This is a genomic window from Pseudoalteromonas sp. RW-H-Ap-1, from assembly GCF_048318575.1.
Taxonomy (GTDB): domain Bacteria; phylum Pseudomonadota; class Gammaproteobacteria; order Enterobacterales; family Alteromonadaceae; genus Pseudoalteromonas.
The window spans coordinates 330080-348057 of the sequence record NZ_CP166996.1 but is presented as its reverse complement, the minus strand read 5'-3'; the positions used below and the strand labels follow the sequence as shown (position 1 = coordinate 348057).

Annotated in this window: 16 protein-coding genes; all 16 read right to left on the bottom strand. The window is 37.0% G+C overall.

Features of this window, described 5'->3' with window-relative positions:
- Positions 1-72: 72 nt before the first annotated feature.
- The 16 genes from AB8618_RS01610 to AB8618_RS01535 all read right to left on the bottom strand — a co-directional run bounded on the left by AB8618_RS01610 (position 73) and on the right by AB8618_RS01535 (position 17895).
- A complete protein-coding gene (locus AB8618_RS01610) occupies positions 73-1977 on the bottom strand; it encodes a tetratricopeptide repeat protein (protein ID WP_409424583.1) in 1905 nt (634 codons plus the stop codon).
- A 269-nt stretch (positions 1978-2246) separates the two neighbouring features.
- Positions 2247-3941: a hypothetical protein gene (locus tag AB8618_RS01605; RefSeq protein WP_409424582.1), complete on the bottom strand. Its 1695-nt coding sequence runs from the start codon at positions 3939-3941 to the stop codon at positions 2247-2249.
- A gap of 412 nt (positions 3942-4353) precedes the next feature.
- Positions 4354-6348, bottom strand: coding sequence for a hypothetical protein (locus tag AB8618_RS01600; protein WP_409424581.1), 1995 nt, complete (start codon positions 6346-6348; stop codon positions 4354-4356).
- 21 nt (positions 6349-6369) lie between these two features.
- The gene (locus tag AB8618_RS01595) at positions 6370-6945 is read right to left on the bottom strand and encodes a hypothetical protein (protein ID WP_409424580.1); all 576 of its coding nucleotides are present in this window, start codon (positions 6943-6945) and stop codon (positions 6370-6372) included.
- On the bottom strand, positions 6938-7504 hold the full coding sequence (locus AB8618_RS01590) for a hypothetical protein (RefSeq protein WP_409424579.1): 567 nt from the start codon (positions 7502-7504) through the stop codon (positions 6938-6940). Before AB8618_RS01590 ends, AB8618_RS01595 begins: the two co-directional genes overlap by 8 nt.
- Entirely contained in the window at positions 7497-8609 is a 1113-nt protein-coding gene (locus AB8618_RS01585; RefSeq protein ID WP_409424578.1) for a PilN domain-containing protein, read from the bottom strand. Before AB8618_RS01585 ends, AB8618_RS01590 begins: the two co-directional genes overlap by 8 nt.
- Positions 8610-8614: 5 nt before the next feature.
- On the bottom strand, positions 8615-9499 hold the full coding sequence (locus tag AB8618_RS01580; RefSeq protein WP_418157327.1) for a general secretion pathway protein GspK: 885 nt from the start codon (positions 9497-9499) through the stop codon (positions 8615-8617).
- Entirely contained in the window at positions 9489-10187 is a 699-nt protein-coding gene (locus tag AB8618_RS01575; RefSeq protein WP_409424576.1) for a prepilin-type N-terminal cleavage/methylation domain-containing protein, read from the bottom strand. Before AB8618_RS01575 ends, AB8618_RS01580 begins: the two co-directional genes overlap by 11 nt.
- A complete protein-coding gene (locus tag AB8618_RS01570; protein ID WP_409424575.1) occupies positions 10177-10608 on the bottom strand; it encodes a PulJ/GspJ family protein in 432 nt (143 codons plus the stop codon). The genes AB8618_RS01575 and AB8618_RS01570 overlap by 11 nt, the downstream gene beginning before the upstream one ends.
- Complete coding sequence (locus tag AB8618_RS01565) at positions 10598-11035, bottom strand: type II secretion system protein (protein ID WP_409424574.1); 438 nt, start codon at positions 11033-11035, stop codon at positions 10598-10600. Before AB8618_RS01565 ends, AB8618_RS01570 begins: the two co-directional genes overlap by 11 nt.
- The gene (locus tag AB8618_RS01560) at positions 11019-12215 is read right to left on the bottom strand and encodes a type II secretion system F family protein (protein ID WP_409424573.1); all 1197 of its coding nucleotides are present in this window, start codon (positions 12213-12215) and stop codon (positions 11019-11021) included. Before AB8618_RS01560 ends, AB8618_RS01565 begins: the two co-directional genes overlap by 17 nt.
- A gap of 1 nt (position 12216) precedes the next feature.
- Complete coding sequence (locus AB8618_RS01555) at positions 12217-13614, bottom strand: GspE/PulE family protein (protein WP_409424572.1); 1398 nt, start codon at positions 13612-13614, stop codon at positions 12217-12219.
- The gene (locus tag AB8618_RS01550; protein ID WP_409424571.1) at positions 13530-13868 is read right to left on the bottom strand and encodes a hypothetical protein; all 339 of its coding nucleotides are present in this window, start codon (positions 13866-13868) and stop codon (positions 13530-13532) included. Before AB8618_RS01550 ends, AB8618_RS01555 begins: the two co-directional genes overlap by 85 nt.
- 1 nt (position 13869) lies before the next feature.
- Entirely contained in the window at positions 13870-14262 is a 393-nt protein-coding gene (gene gspG, locus AB8618_RS01545) for a type II secretion system major pseudopilin GspG (protein WP_409424570.1), read from the bottom strand.
- Between the two features lie 18 nt (positions 14263-14280).
- Entirely contained in the window at positions 14281-16959 is a 2679-nt protein-coding gene (locus tag AB8618_RS01540; RefSeq protein ID WP_409424569.1) for an SLBB domain-containing protein, read from the bottom strand.
- Positions 16960-17115: 156 nt separating this feature from the next.
- On the bottom strand, positions 17116-17895 hold the full coding sequence (locus AB8618_RS01535; protein WP_413401208.1) for a YdiY family protein: 780 nt from the start codon (positions 17893-17895) through the stop codon (positions 17116-17118).
- Positions 17896-17978: the final 83 nt, after the last annotated feature.

The following is a 17978-nucleotide window of genomic DNA, read 5'->3' as shown; positions in this document are numbered from 1 at the left end:
AAAATAAAAGCACAGATTAACAAAAGCCGTTAAACTGTGCAGTAAGCAAGTTTATTTTATTTATTCAGTTAATTAAAATAAAACCAGTGCGTTTTTATTTGCGTACCTACTTAATGAATCCATTGCAAAATTAATTAAGTCGCTTAATTGTTTTAAAACATCAGATGATATATTTTTTTCATTTATAACCAACTTCTGCAACTTGAGCCAATAAGCCTTATTAGCTAAGATAATTTGTTTTTCTAGTTGCGCTATTTCACTTTCAAAAAAGGCATCACTTTTTGAAATTTCATCGGGTGCCGTAGTATTAATAACACTCAACAAAGTATCTTTTAACAACGTTGATTTTGCATTAGAAGGGACAATTAACTTATTTAATTTAATACTATTTACACCTAAGCTCGTCACTTCTGGTAAGTACGACTGCTTGTGAGAGAAACTTCCTTCTTTTAACTTACTTGCAGTTGTTGACTCACCAACAACCTGCCAAACGTGTCCATAGCTAGTTTTAAGTTCACACGGAATGCTAGACAAGAAAGGTGAAGATAAATCTACAAACCCGTAAAAAAGATAAGTATATATCGGATCAAATTCATTGTAATGTACGAATACCTCCTTACTCGTATCATCAGCACTGCCTGCTATGTAAATAGAGTTGTCAGATAGCCGATAAACATTGCTATCTATTTTATGATTTAAAAAGTCAATAACAGAGAGTAAACCTTGCTCAGCATTATTAATGGTAGTTACATTACTTTTTTTCAAAAAGTCAGATTTATAGCCAAACACTCTTGAACCAAAGAAAGTATCTATACATAATTTTTTCTTATTGCCACTATCAATAATTTGCTTAAAAAGCTGAACCTTTGCATTGTACTGCTTAGCTTCTAACAAAGTGCTGAGTAACTTAGGTGAGTCATACAAAGCAACTATTGGGCAGGAGTCTTGCCACTTCTGCATTTTGTCGCATTGATTATAAATAGCGACTAATACCTGCATAGTGCGTTCAGCACTAGGGTTAACCATACTATTTATATCTGTTTTAACAATAAGCTTATTATTTTCACTTAGCGCAAATTCATAATCACACAATAATGGCAAGCAACTTACAGGTATATCTATAAGCTTTTTATTATCCTCGCCATAATAATAAACACTTAACTCACCATTGTTGGCTTTTATTTCTAGATGAGGATTGAAGTAAGCCCCTTGCTCCTTATTATACTCAACCAACTCATTAATAAGCTCAATAAGTTTTTTATCATTACCGGTAACAAGTTTTTTTACCGGCTTTTCAATTTTTGGTTTAGGAGCTTTTATTACATTGCCTGCATAACTATTAAAACTTTCAAGCCAAGCACTGTCTTTAAATGATTTATTCAACTCGACCAGTAACACATTAAATTCATCTTGAAGTTTATGTTTTATTAGTGTGTTTAAAATTTCGGCTAGCTGAATTGAAGTGAAATCAGTTAACAGTAGCTGCACTTTTGTTAAATACTGTTGTAATACTTCAGAGTTTTCAGACGCAGCAGCGGCTTTGATACCGGTCACAAAGGCTTTAGATGAATATTTTTGCAGTACAAATAACTTAGGTATATATTCTAAGGCTAAATCGTACTGTTTTGTATTTACTAAAAGCGCTACTAATTGCTCGCGCGCAAACGCATTATTTGCAGTCGGGTCGCACTGCAGTGACTCTGTATAGTAAAGCAAAGCTTCTTCGGAATCCTTCATTAATAGCGCAGCCATGGCCATATCATTTAAAAGGGTTGCTTTTTTGTTTTCTGGAATTGTTTTTTTAGCTGCCTTAAAAGCAATTAAAGCCTGAGGGTACTGGTTTAAAGCACTGTGACAAACACCTTTATAAAGCTCAACATCTTGTAAATTACTAGGCATTTTTTTTAGTTTTAGTAATGCTTTTTTATATTTTTTGTTTTTTATTAATCCACTTATTTCTTTTAATTCAATACTCATCACAATACTTAATCAATAAAATTTCATTAATCATACTTAAATAGGCTAAAAATACCATACCACATATTACCTAAATTGCTTTTATGTAGGATTTTGTATCACTTTGGTTTAGTAAAGCTTATAAAAAGAGCATTATTCTCAATTTCACAGTCGTAATATCTGTTTACAAATGAATACTCATCACTAATTCAAAATTTATTATCGATAGCTAATAAAAAAGCGAGCCATAGGGCTCGCTTTTTAACGGTTATAAATTAATTAATAATTAATTATTGACCTTTGAAAGCACCGATAGTTAAACGGTCTTGGCCTTCAGCATTTACTTTAGCTGCAGCGTAAACAGTTACGTCATCGCCTGGTACGTTAGTTGTGATTTCAAGTGCTACTTTAAACTTGTTTTGACCAAGTTCAGCTTCAAGCGCTGTTTTGATATCAGTAAGTAGGTTACGTACACCTGGTTTTGCATCTTGAACTAATACACCTAGAGACTTCCAAGTGTTAGTTTGCATTAGGCCGTTACCTTCTTCAACCATGTAACGTACAGAGATATCACCTGTTTGAGCGCCAGTGTTTGTGTGACGAATGATAGGCTGTGTTTCAGGACCAAATGGGATGTATGGTACTTCAACAACTGAACCGTTTAATGTCCACTCACCTACAGCTAGGTCAGTAGTTACATTAAGGTCTGCATCTGCAGTTGTTGTATCAGCAGTTTTATCGTTGATAAAATCTAGTGATGCAATAAACTTAGTTGTTTCTAATGAAACTGTTGCAGTTGCTTTACCAGCAGGTTTGAAAGTAACTACGTGGTATTTGTTTAAGTCAGCGTCTGCACCAGCAACAACTGGGATAGTTAACTCGGTCATGTCAGTGTTTAATGCAGATTTACCCGCATCAACAACGTTAGTACCAGCAGTGATTAGTTTACCCGCGTTTGGAGCAACATCAACAGCAGTAAATGTACCGTAGTCAAAACCAGACTCGATTTCTGTAGCAGATAGTTCACCATCTTCATCTGCATCTAAGTCCATCATCCAAGAGAAGTTACCAGTAATCACTAACTCACCAGACTTAGGTGTTAAGTTACCTTGAGTTGTGTTTTCTGTTACTTCAATTACTAGTGAATCTGCGTTAACACCATCAATAGCAGGTAGTGCAGTTGCAGACGAATCGCTAGTGTTTGCTTCGAAGTCGTAACGCTCAGTTGCAACGTCAATAACGCCATCAGCCGCTAGGTAAGTTTTTGCAGAGTACTGCTTAGCAATTTTTGTGATTTCGATTGCAGGAGACTTGTCGTACTGTACGTTTGCAGTGTTTTGCACTACAGCAGAAAGAGACACAGAATCAGCACCTGCTGTTGGAGTAACAACTACGCCAGCAACGTTAACGATTTCACGAGCTGCAGCACCAGCATCAACAGTGAATAAGATAGTATTGTCAACCACACCTAGAAGAGTGTAAGTTCCGGTTGCGCTTGTAAGCGTTGCACCAGCAGAAGCTGTTTCGTTAATTGTACCACCAGTTACAGTGTAGATGATTGTATCTTCAACTTGTAAACCACCAACACCAGCAATATGCTTACCAGTAATGGTTAAGCCTTTAGCTGCAGCGCCTTCTTGAGAGTATTTAGCTTGATCAGCAGATACTAGCTCATCTTTATTGATTGTAACTGTACAAGAGTCATCAGCGTCTAGTGTTACAGCATTTGCTGTAGTGTCGTAAACACCCGCAGTACCGCCGTTAACAGATGCCTTTACAGTATCTGCACCGGCTGTATCTTTAAATGTAGCTAAATCTAAGCTTACACCTAGTGCAGTTGCTGCTGCAGCACAAGTAGCTGGAGCGGCTGCGTCAAAATCAGTTTTAACTGCCGCAGTTTCTTTAACGTCTACTGACAAAATACCAGCATTTACTGACATTGAAGCACCAGCAACTGCTAGCGCAAGTAATGTTTTTTTAAACATGTTTTCTATCTCCGAGTTTCATGAAACTGGAATAATATTGTTATTATTCCATTGTTTTTCATTGTTAGTGTACTTAGGCCGTCACCTAAGCAACAACCAAACAATTGTAGTTTAAGCGCGTGGTTAACAGCATGTCAACCAATACGCTAGCAACTGTTTAATTAACAATTTAGTTTAAAACATAATTAATACTTAATTATGTTTTAAGTTACAATTATTAAACAAGTCAATTTTATAATTAAAAAATGTAACGCACACGATGTTACTGAACTTTTAAGTGTAATTCAATCACTAAAATTCGATATTTAGCGATAAACTAGTGCTTTTACTCAATTTATTTGCTCTATTGTTAACCGCTCTAGCGATCCTTGAAATAAATTTTTAATTTGTTGCCATTCGTTGGCCGTTTCTATCACCCGGGGGTAACTAAAACTACCAGCTCGGTACGGTCGTTATTTTTTGTATCGGCCCTAAATAATGCGCCAATAAGCGGTAAGTCACCAAATAGTGGTACTTTAGAATCACTATTTGAATTATTTTCGCTAATTAACCCGCCTAAAATAACCGTTTGCCCACTTTGTGCAACCACTTCGGTTTTTATGGTGCGCTCAAAAATACTCGGGTTAACCGACGAGCTGGTACTGCCCGTTGCTTGGTTAGATACTTTTTGATTAATTTCCATAAGTACCACCCCTTGTGCATTTACGGTGGGGGTTACCGACAGCTCAACCCCCGTTTTACGGTAATCAATCGAGGTAGTTTGGCGATCGCCATTAATTGGGTCGCTAGTGGTTTCACCAATAATAGGGATATCGGTACCGACATTTATAGAGGCACTTACGCCATCGCGCACAACCAGTGACGGCCTTGACAGTATTTTAGCGAGTGAGTTTGTTTGCAATAAATTAATGGCTATTCGGCCATTATCACCTTGCAATAAATAAGACAGCCCACCAAAACCATCGCCCATAAACGCGCCGGTGGTGCTTAAGCCGTAATTACCTTTATTTAGCGCGAACTCAACGCCTCGCTTAAACTCACCTTGTAAGGTGACTTCAGCTATTACCACCTCAAGCATCACTTGTTTAGGGAGTATATCTAGGCGTTTTATAAGTGGCAGTAATTGCTGGTATTCTTCACCTGAGGTATGAAAAATAAGTGTGTTAGCACGCTCATCTACCACCATTTTTACATCTTTAGAGCTGGCACTTCGCGCTGAATTTTGTGAAAACGCACTGCTATTTTCATTGGCTACCGAGGTCGTATTACTGCGGCGGCTACTGCCATCACCTATTAATGCCTCAAGACTTATGCCTAAGTCGGCGGCACGTGAAAATTGCGGCTGGTATAAAAAGTATTGTTTTTCCGTGGTTTTTATTGGTTTATCTATTTGCTTTGCCCAAAAAACAGCACGCTCAATGAGTGACTCTTGATTAGCAAAAAATATTAACGCGCCTTGCGTTTCTATTTCAACAACCGACAGTACCGCTTTAGCGCCCCCTTTACTTTTAAGATCTATACCTTCTTGATTAAGTAATTCTGCTATTTTAGCAGATAAATCAGCAGTAGATAGGTAGGTGCTTTTATAGGCGCCTATTTGGCGGTTTTGCATACTTGGGCGGTCAAGCATATTTACAAGCTCAAGTGCACGCTCTATATCTTGGCGCTTACCTTGAACAGTAATAATACCGCGCTGTACGTCAGCTTGCGCCTTAATGCCTAAAAGTAAGCGCATAGTGTTAGGCAGCGATGCTTGCAGGCCATAATCAAAGGGCACCATTTGTAGTATATCTAGTGAGGTATTAGGTACATCTTCAAGGCTTTTACCATACCCATAAACAAGCTGGTTACTGCCTTTGCCTTCATCTTTATGAATATAAAAAATGTTGTCGTTTAAACGCATCACATAACCACGGTCACTGAGTAACTTTTCGGTTAGGGTAAATAATTTTTTTTCGGTTACTTGGTTTTGTAAATTTAAAGTAACTGTATTGGTATCGGCTTTTACGTTGTCACCTAAAACATAACTTACTTGTAAAGATTCTCCTAATACATGATGTAGGTAATCTTTTAAAAGTAGGTCATCGGCGGTAATGGTTACCATTTTTTCATTGCTAAAGCGGGCAAGTACATCTTCTGCTGTAGTTGTTTTTACGTTTCCCACTTTAAATGGCGGCATAAAGCGTAATGCTTGTTGTTGTGCCAGAGCCGCTTCTTCATTTGCAGGCGTTACCTGATTTGGGTTGAGCAGCTCAGCGTTAGTTACTTCGGTTGTACTCATAACCTCTTTTAAATATGAAGATTGGGCACTGAGTTTTTGGTTGTCTTTTACTGCATCTAACGTTTGGCAACCACTAATGGCTGCGAGCATTGTACAGGCAAGAAAAACCGTTTTTGAACGTTGCATGATCACTATAAATACCTATTGTTAAATTTTGTCTGCTACGCGGTACATGGTTAAGCTTATACGCTGTTCACCTTGCGGGTTATTACGCACTAACTCTACTTGCGTACTCGATGATATGGTTAGGGTAAAGCTTTCGATTTGCTGATTATTAGCCGCTTTTATTAATTTTGACTCACCAGTTTTTTGATCCGTTACGTTAATAAGCGCATACGCTTTTGCCGCCTGCTTTTTAGAGGCGTTAACTTGTTCAGTAATAACCGCTTTTAGTATTAACTTTTTATTGTTCACAAATACTTGTTGCATCAGGCCTTGCTGGGCTAACTGCTGCTCAGCTGTAAGTTGTGTTTGTGGCTCTGGCTCTGCGTCTTCATCACGCCTAAAGCGTTCAAACTGCTGACTTATAAACTGATGCTCTGCGCTACTTAACTGCATGGCAGGAACTACCACGGAAGCTTGTGCATTGCTACTTTGAGTACTTTGCTTGCTTTGATGAACTAAGCGATTACTCGCATCTGTTAATACCCATAAAAAAGTAACTAACAAAGAAAACACAACAACAGGCTGCCTCAACACATGTTTTACCATAATATTACGCATCACTAAGCTCCTTGTTGAGCATATAAAACGAGATACGAGTAGACACTGTCATTTGTCCAAGTCGTCCCGCTTTTTGACGCCTAACATTTATATTAAGAGTTTCTATTTCCTGCCACTGCTTTTGTTGTTGCTGTGATAGTAAATAAGCAATTACTTGCTCTGATTGACCACTGAATGAATACTGCAATTGAAAGCGTGTTAGTGGCGTATTAGGAATAGCCACTACATTTTGCCAGCCTACAGTTGAAGACTTAAGTTCGAACTCAGCTAGTTTTTGTTCGATTAACTTTTGCTGCGTAAGACGAAATGCTTGATCTGGCTGATATTGATAAAAGTATTGAGTAGCTTTATCAAGCTCAGTTTGAGTTGTTTGTAAATTATTGGTGAGCTCAGTTTCGTCTGAAATTAAGGTATTTATTTTATCAACCTTACGTTGCAATAGCTTGTTTTCTGCGATTACATTATCTTGCCATGTAAGTACCGGCACAATAATAAATTTAAATACACACAGTATTGCAATGATGAGTAACGGGTATTTGTATTTTTTTAATTCACTCATTGCTAGTTCCTTCTTCAGAAGTACGTGAGCTAAATTTAGGATCGAGTACCAGTGTGTTTGTTAAAGTAAAACTAATAATAAAACGCTCTGCTCTTCGTGTTTTTGATACAGAAGAATCAAATTTAGCCTCAGCCACATTAGGCGAATTAGCAAGTAGCTCCATTATGCGTGTAGCCTGTTCTGCTTGGCCACGAATTTGGATGCGCTGGCCGTTTATTTGAATGCTGTCGAGATCAACATATTCGAATAATGGGGCTAATTCTAACCACAAAGCGAGGTAACTTTGTTTTGCACCTAAAAACGTTTGTAATTGCGAGTAAGCCGCTTGTGACTCATCTATTTTTTGTTGCAAACTTAATAGTTGGCTCAGGTCTTCACTTTGTTCACTAAGTGTATCGTTGTAGTGTGTATTTATGGCAAAAAGATAGGCCGAACTAAATAATGTGTATACCAATGTAAGAGCGGTTGCTGGTATCACACTTTTTATTATTAATGGCCACCAGTTTAACTGCTCTATTTTAGGTAAAAAAGCATACCAATGTTTAGCTTGTAAACGACCCAAGGCAGGTAATAACATTGATAGTTTTTGTGAAAAAGTCACTTTTTTTACATCTGTGTACTGCACGCCCGTTGATATTGAAAAGCGCTCAGGCGAATTCATAATAGATGACTTTTGAGCAATGAATGTATGGCTTTGATCGCTACTAAAATAGTATGAGCTATGGGTAGTTTCATCTATTTCAATGATTTCATTGGAAGCAGATTGAGCTTGTATAATGAGAGACTCAGGTAAATACAACCACGCTTTAGGTAAGTCTTGATTAAAATCCCAGTGGGTTACCCTAATACCGTGCTCATCTTGATCTTTTATAATATAAAATTGACGCGTTGTTTGCTGCAATTCGAGCAACTTTTTTAATTCTCGGCGTTCTGTTATTGGGTACTTCTTTTCTGTTTGTGTGACGTAACTTGGAGAAACAATCAGCACTTTGTGTTGTTTATCTGTATCAACCTCTAGTTGCTCTAAATCCTTAAGTGGGTATTCATGGCCATTATAATAACTGACCATACTTGAAAAAAATTTATTTTTTATTAATGACAACATTGTATTTAACTCTTTTCAAGCAAGAAATATATTGGGGATGTTTTACCTACCGCATATCTTGATAACGAAATAACTAAATTTCGCGTTAATACCACGTCTCCCACTTTTGCCGTTAATCTAATTGCAAGCGTGTTCACTGGTAAAAAGTTCATGTTTTCGGTTTCCTTTGCACCCGTTAGTCTTTTAAAGTCTAAGCTAGTTAGGTTATTACCTTGGCGCCTTTCGTCAATGAATAGCTGCGCAGAAAATTCATCACTAAATGTTGCTAACAACTCTTTACTTGCCGTTATAGGATTAAAAGAACCGTTAAAATAAGTAGTCGTATTGTTGTATATTAACTGCTTTTCTTCTTCTGATAAGGCTATTGCATTTTCTATGTCTGTTTGGTCAGGTATAAAACCATTTCTAAAAGGGGCATCACCGAGCTGCTCAGCCCCTAATGGACGAGGGATGTTATCAATATCTTGCCAATCTAACAAGTGATCGGCTATTTGTTCTGCTCTAGAGAATTCGATATTGTTTGCTGTTAAAAATTTTACAAACACGTTCTTATCGAGAAAGTGTAAGCTGAGTAATGCACTTTGATCTTGAATTTGTGCTTTAACAAACTTATTAACTTCAAACGGCATGTTAAAAAAATTCCACTTTTCGGTTAATGAAGTACCACTATCGCTGTTATTGATTACTTTCTTTTGGTTTGTAAATAGCGTAAATATTAATTCATTTTGTGCACTATGCAGCTCTACTTCAGCCCTCGCTCTATCTGTGCTCCATTGGGCCATTTCAACCTGGTTTTTAGCTGATTTTGTAAAATATAACGCAAATATAGTTAAAATAGCTGTTATTAAAAGCACCTGAACAAGTGCTATGCCACGATTGTTAATCATCATTATCCAAATAGGGTGTTAAATAGCGAAGTGACTTTTCATCAAACGATATTGTAAACAGGAGGTCTTTGTCATCTTTTTTTAATAAGATAGCCATTTGATCTGGTAGAAGCTGATTATCTAAACCTGAAAACTCACCTCTCCACGTTGGCTCTATACCAGCTTGCACTCCTTCGCTCCTAGCTACAAAGCCGTCCCAACCTAAATAGTTAAATCTAATATCATCGAAATCTGAAAGCAATGTAATTTGCTGTGTAAATGTAAAGTTTTGCTGTGCTGTTACAATAGCCTCACCTTGTGTACTCATGCCTTGGTACAAGAGGTTATATTTATTTTGATCGTTTTTTTCTACTATCAGTCTAAATACTTCAGGGTAGTGTTGATTAAATAGACCTTGTTTTGTTACTGAAAGTAAACGGTTCTCTTTGCCTACAAATAAAAACCCTGGATTATAATCATTATTATTATCTGTTTTATCCAACACTATATATGGTTGAATAGCAGTTAATGTGGTATTGAGTAAATTAAAGTTTTTTGTTGTTTCGAGGGTGTTTTGAAAATCACCTAGCTCTTTGGTCCAGCGCGTAGCTAACATTTGGTAGGTAAAACTACCTAAAAACAGCAAACCACTAAGAATCGCTGTTACAATCATGAGCTCTATAAGCGTAAAGCCAGCATGCTTAACTTTCATTCCAACTCACCTCATAATAACTATACTCGGTGGTTGTTTCACCATAACTAAACTCTGCGCTAACTTGCCAAAGTGAATATTTATTAGGGACTTGCTGATATTTTCCTAGATCATAGTCATAAAGTGGAGGAGCTGACTTGAACGCCACCTTTTGTGCTTGCCAACTTACACTTACTCCCCAAAAAACATTACTACCTGATAAGTTGTGCTCTGCATTTTTTGATTGGTGTCGTAATGCAGCCTGGATTTGCTTTAAGGCAATTGGCATTATACCCGAAATGGTAACATGTCTGTTTGCTCTTTCACTGGAGATAAAAGCACCACGAAACATATCACTCACTAATGTGATTGTTGCAAATAAAATAACACTCGCAACGAGTACCTCTATTAGAGTGAAGCCTGCCTGCTTGTTATTGCTCATCTGGCACGACGCTTGTGTTAATGAGACTTGCTAAGTCTAAAGTAGTGTTTATATCACGATATGTTAAATTTAATTCTAAAGGCTGCACAAAACCATAATTATTAAAATATAGAACTTGCTCGTTAAAAAACAAAACCTCATTTGTTATGGTTATTGGCTGAATGTCTGACCCGTTATAACTAATTGTAATTTCTTTTCCTTTAAACGTGACCTCTGCAGAGCTTTGAAGAATATAAGCTCGATAACTTATTTTGCGTAATCTATTTTTTAAAGTCAGTATTTCGGATTTAGCTTGTGCTTTATCTAAGCTGTTAATGGCTAAGGGACCAACTAGACCTGTTAGTAATGCAATGATGGTCATTACAACCATTACTTCTATTAATGTAAAACCGCTTTGTAAAGCAGGCTTATTAGACGCCAATATCATTCATCGACACCATACTAAGTAGCATAATTACAACAACACCGCCGACAAACCCTCCCATAAACAGAATCATTAAAGGTTCTAATAACGTTGTCATTTTTTGTGTCCAGCTTTCAAAGTCATCTCGTGAACGATTAGCTATTTCATTAAATACTCGTTCTAAATTTCCAGACTCTTCGCCCACCTCAAGTAAAGATACATAAAATGCTGGATAAATAGATGTTTGCCGTAATGCAGGAGAAAGCGCACTGCCTCGTTTTACCTTTTGTTTTGCTATTTCCATCTCTCGTTTTAAAGAAAGGTTTTTTATATTACCCGCAGATAAGCCTAATGCCTTGTCAATAGGTACTCCGGCTTTAATCATCATAGCTAAACCACTGTTAAAGCGGATACGCTCTATAGTAATAACGGCTTTAGAAACTATAGGTAATTTTAAACATGTTCTTTGCCACCAACTTTGAAACTTAGTCGTTTTAGCACTAAAGTGTATGCCAAAAACTAAGGCTATAAATGCAGCAATTAGCCAGCTTTGGTAGTTTACCATCCACGCACTTGCATCTAACATAAAGGAGGTGTACCAAGGTAGATCTGTCGCTCCAATAAACATACCTGCCATTTTAGGAATGATGACATTAAAAATGAAAAATATACTTAATAAACAAACAAAAAATATAACACTCGGGTAAGTTAATGAGCCTATAATTTTAGCTCTTAAATCTCTTTTAAACTTTAAGTCTTTTGCTAAGTCAGCAAATACGTCGCTCAATTTCCCTGATGCTTCCCCTAGCTCTATAAGATTGCAATATAGTGCATCAAATACCTCTGGATGTTCTCTACAAGCAGAAGATAAATTACTTCCTTTTTTTATTTTTTGATTAAGCTCTGTTAGAAGCTTTGCCAAAGATGGTTTCGCCTTAGTTTTACGAATGATATCTATGCCCTTATCAATTCGTACCCCTGATTCTAATAATAAACTTAACTCAGAAGTTAAAAACTCAAGATCGGCTAGGCTGATTTTTTTAGACTGAAATAAACCGCTTCTATCATCGTTTATTGCTTTAATTTCTGATGGAAAAAGTCCCTGCCTTTCAAGCGCTATAATTGCTTCTTGTTTATTAACAGCCTCAATTTCGCCTTGATTTTTAGCACCAAGGTTATCATAAGCCTTATATTGAAAAAGCATATTAGCCTGCCACTCTAAGTACTTCAGCTATTGTAGTTTGACCAAGAATAGCTTTATATAAACCATCTTCGATTAAGGTTCTTCGTTTTAAAGATTGGTTGTGCGTTTTAGCTTTATTGATAAAGTTTGCATCTTTTGGTAAGGCTTTAATAGTATCATCGCACGCTAAGTACTCAGTAACAGCCATACGACCTTTATATCCTGTGTTTGAGCAGTGTTCACAACCGATACCTTTTCGTATATCAATTGAGGGGATGTTAAAGCGCTCAATAAAGTCATTTAAATCATATTTAGTTATGTATTTTTCAGCTTCAGGATCGGGCTGTGAGCAATGCTCACATATTTTTCGTGCTAAGCGCTGAGCTACAATCGAAACAAGCGCAGCGTTAAGTAAAAACTCTTCCACTCCCAAATCGAGTAGTCGTGTGTATGCACTTGCGGCATCATTTGTATGCACTGTACTAAACACTAAATGACCTGTTAACGCAGATTGGAGTGCTATTTGTGCGGTTTCTTTATCGCGTATTTCACCGAGCATTATGATATCAGGATCTTGACGAACTATAGAACGCAGACCCGCAGAAAAGTCAAAGCCTATATCGCTATTAACTTGCACTTGGTTGATACCTGGTAATTGGTATTCAACAGGATCTTCTAAGGTAATTATTTTTACATCATCGTTATTGAGTGCATTTAAAAACGTATAGAGAGTTGTTGTTTTTCCAGAGCCTGTTGGGCCTGTTAAAAGTACAACACCCGAGGTTGTTTTTATATCCTCTTTTATACACGCTTCTATATCACTTGAAAGCCCTAGTACTGACATATCGTAGCGGACATTATCTTTACGTAAAAAACGCATAACAACAGATTCGCCATCGTTAAGTGGTAAAGATGAAACACGGATATCTATTTCTTGATTAGATATTTTTAGCTCTATTTTACCATCTTGTGGACGCCTTTTTTCGGCAATATCCATCCCTGATAGAATTTTCAAACGAGTTACTATTGGAAGCTGCATTTTTGGTGCTATACGCTCTACCTCATGTAAAACACCATCAATACGATAACGAACACGGTAGCGCCCCTGAAAAGGCTCCAAGTGCATATCGGAAGCGCCTTGGCGAAGTGCTTTTCCTATCAAAGAGTTAAGCAAGTTTACTGTTGGCGCTTCTGACGCTAATTCTCTAAGACGCTCTTCTTCATCACCTGAAACATTCTCCTCTAAACTTTGGTTGCTCGAATCTGCTAGTTTCGAAGCAAGCGCTTGAATCTCTGATTCATTTGCAATGAGAATATCAGCGGATATACCTTGTTTTACAAGCCAGTTGTTAACGCTAATATTAAGTGGGTCAACGGCAGCAAAAACCCATTTAGAAGCGTTTTTTTCAACAACAGCCAATTATTGTTAATCAGAAAATGTATTTCTGCGGCATCAAGCAATGGCAAGTCAACTTCTTGCCATTCAAGAATATTAAATACAGGCAGCATTAGATATTTAGCAATGAGCGGCTGTACTTGATCATCAGGAAGACTACCCATATTAACTAAAATCTGTTCTAGCCTTCCACCGTATTTCTTTTGATAATTTAATGCACGAGTTAAATCGGCATCAGTTATATCAAACTGCTCAACTAATAACTGCTCTAATTTCATTCTAGTGTATTATATCCGCGTTATTATCTTCACCACCTTCTTTACCATCAGCGCCATAAGAAAGTAAATTGTAAGGCTTTTCTTTATTATTTGTTAACTCATATACGTAAGGGTTACCCCATGGATCGAGAGGTACATCTTTTGGTAAATAAGGGCCATCCCACCTAGGTTCATCCCCTCTGCGTAAGTCATCTAATTTAGATGGGTACTTACCTAAATCTAAACGATACGTATCTATGGCCGTCTCAAAAGCAGACATTTGTGTGCCCGCAATACCTCTTTCTGCTGTACCCAGTTTATTAAAAAACTTAGGTGCAACTAGTGATGCCAACAGACCTAAAATTACGATAACTATAAGTAATTCCATCATAGTAAAACCATCGTGTTTTTTCATTTCATACACCTTTATAATTTACAGTGAACTAACCGCGGCAAGAGCTACACCCATTTGATAAAGTATTTGTGTTGCTGTGCTCCACAAGGTTAAGTTATCAACATGCTCTGTATCTAGTGGTACAACGACTGTATCACCAGGCTCTAATATTTCAGAGCGGTCAACACCAAACCAAGAGTTATTGCTTGGTATTTTAACTAAACCACTTGCTTTAATAATATAAACACGATCTTCATCTGCACGCTGCTTAAAGCCGCCACTTCTACCGATATAATCATCAACCGATAAAGCTGAATCAAATAAGTGTGAACTAGAGAAGTTAACCTCACCAACAACATTAATACTGTTTTGTTTGCTTGGAATATAAAGCGTATCGCTATCTTCTAGGGGGATATCTAATTTCCCCTCCACAATAGCTGGTAAATTTATAACTAAACGACCCACAGCTTTCACTTTAGCCAAATCATTAATCAAGCTATTCATGTCTTCATAACTCAGTGATGAGTCGGTGATTGAGCTATTAAAGCTTTTGGAAGTAATATCTCTTCGTAAGTCTTCTGACAGCTTGTTTAGCTGCTGTTGCTGTTGAAAACGTAGATTTTCGCGAGTAAATACAGCTCCTTCAGGGTAAGAATAATCTGTAAACCCTCCTGCCCTTTTTATTACTTCTCGTAAGCTTTCACCTTTACGAATATCGTAATCACCAGGGAATTTAACTTCACCATATAGGCTTACTTTTAGTCCTTTCTGCCAATTAGGTATTGGGTAAACATTGATTGAATCTTTGCTATGAACCAGAAACTTTTCTTTTGTAGGGTTGTCGACTGCTTCTTCTAAATTAATGTTAACGTGTTCTAACATTGCTGCATTTTTTGGTGAAAAACGCGTTATCTCTGCGCTTTCAAGAAATGCTGACTCTTTTAGTCCCCCTGCAGATGCAATAGCCTTATTTATATTGGCATTAACCGGACGAGGATAAATCCCTTCGTGATAAACCTCACCGCGAATTGCGTAAATTTGAACTTTGCTTTTGTAACCTGCCTGCTGATTTAATTTAGCAAGTATAGGCTTAAGGAGTCTTTCTCTGCTGAAATATGAATACTCGTCATCTTCTAATTCAACTTTCTTATTTAAAATTTCCGTAATTGCTGTAACTCTATTTTTATCTTCTTCAGCAAGTTGTTTTTCAACTTGCTCAGCAAGTTCCTTATCTAAGGTGTCACCTAAATCTATAAATTCATAAAATTGTTTTTGCTCAAAATCATCCCATAAAGCCATTTTTTCTCTTAATTTAATTTGCTCTTGGGTTAAAGCTAATGAGTCTAATGCTATTTCTTCATCTTCTTTTGATTGAAAACGACTAAAAACAACCACTTTATCGCGTGCTTTTAGCTCTATATTTTGTTCAGGATCGTGAGCAATAGCTTCAAGTGGTGAAAATTGATGTACCTCTATATCACCTTTGATATTTACTTCCCTAATTATAAGAGCGTACTCATAATCTGCTATCGGAAGTAAATCACTTTTAATAGAGGTAAATAACTTGCTAACTCTATCTCCTTCGCTCCACGAATAATTACCTGGGTATGTTACAGCGCCGAGTAAAGTTACTGCATCGTTTAACTCTTCACTTGATGAAGGTACCTTTATTTTGTCACCGTTTTTAGCAATATATTTAGAATCTGGATTTGTTAAGTCTATTTGCAGAATTGTTTTAAAACTATTACCAGTATAACGCTCTACAACTGTTCTTTGTGGATAAGCTGCTCCATTAAAGCCACCGGCCATCTCTATTAAATCATGAACTGATTCGTTATCTTGTAACTCAAAAACAGCTGGTCTACGAACCTCACCATCAACAGTAACCTGTTTACCTACAGTCGGAATAAAAACTACGTCACCAGGCTTTAAAATTACATCATCTGAACTATCACCACGAATTAGCAGATCATATAAATCGAGAGTTTGAATTGTTTTACCAGCTCGTTTTAGCTGAATATTACGTAGAGAACCAATTTCAGAAATACCGCCACTCACAAATAATGCATGAGAAATAGATGAAAGCGCAGGCACAGTGTAAGCACCTGCAAGGTAAGCTTCACCTAAAACCATTACCCTAATACTTCTAGTTTTTCCCATAGAAACGAATGGCTCAACCCCAATCATTTCTTTTTCAACCTTAACCTTTATAAGCTTAACCACTTCACTGTATTGCATACCTGAAACAGACACTGGCTGCAATTTATCAATTGCTAAACGTCCCTCTCTATCAACTTCAACTTCTTCACTAGATGACTCTTTACCATACAAATTTATGGTGAAGGTATCGCCAGGGCCCACAATATAGCTGTCAGGTACTAAAGCATTTTCAGAGGGAGTAAACGTAGTTGGCTCACCGGAAAAAAGCTCATAACCAAATGGCTTCGGTTCATCTGATTTCGGTTTGAATTTCTCTTCTTCAGTTTGAAACTCCTCATCATCTATTTTATTTTTACTATTTCGAGGAAGTACTGAAGGTGTCAAAAGGTCATCATCAGAATCTTTATCTTTGGAATTTTTTAGAGCACTTAAGTCTATACCATATTTTTTTGCTAAAGCTTGCTGTTGAGATTCTGGCAGTTTTTTAAATTGCTCTAACTGTTGTTCAGTGGGCTGAACACTTTCTTCAGCCCCTAAAGCCGATGTAAAGGCTAACATACTGAAAAACAGTACCGCCGAAAAAAATTAGTTAACTTCACAAAGCTTCCCTTTAGTAAAAAAAGATAAAAATATAAATATTCGCCGCATACTACACCATTTTATAGATAAAAAAATGGGTAAGCACGCTTACCCATTATTATGCTTTTTGCATGCTTAAAAACTGTAAACAAGTGTTAATGAAGTCTCTGTATCTGTTGCTTCTTTATCATCAGCCACATCAGAGTTATTGGTTATATTGTAAGCCACTTTCATTTGCAGTGAGCCGTTAATTTTAGTCAGCAGTGCGGTTTCAGAGCGGGTTTTGGTATTAGTATCACCGTATTCTACCGATACTAACTGAGTAAAACGCGCGTTATCTGAAATTTTCCAGCTAAAGTCTACTTTACCTAAGGCAATCACTTCACCTTCGTATTCACCCGCTAATGAGTTGCCGTTTTCATCAACCTCTTCGCTAATATCTGGGTATTTAAAATACTTATAACCCGGACCAATTTCAGCGTTTAGCTTCATGTTTGTCTCGTTTAATAAACGTAAACCATAACCCGCTGAAATAACTGATTCACTTCGATATGCGCCAAAGTAATCAGATACGTGCGACCCATAAATAAATAAATGAGCGTGCTTTTCGTTTAGTTTGTAATTACCCTGCGCTGAAATAGAGTACTTTTCGTTAGTACGCTGTTTTTCTTTTATGCCAGCGTCGTTTTCTACTTCATCTTCTTTATAGATGCCGTCTAGCTTATACTCGTTATTCCAACTTTCTAAGTTATGCAATACTTTAATACCACCTTTTAAAGTGGTTGTTTCTGTATTACCACTGGTAATAATAGCACCCACTTCGCTGGTAACTTCCCAGGTTTTTTGTTCTTCTGATGCAAATGCACTCGTTGTAGCTGTGGCTGCTACTAAAATTGATAAAAGCTTAAGTTTCATTAAAAAATAACCCTGTAAAAATATTCATGCTCTTTAAAGCAGCGCGCACGTTAGCAAACCTAACGTGAGCATTACCTTAATAA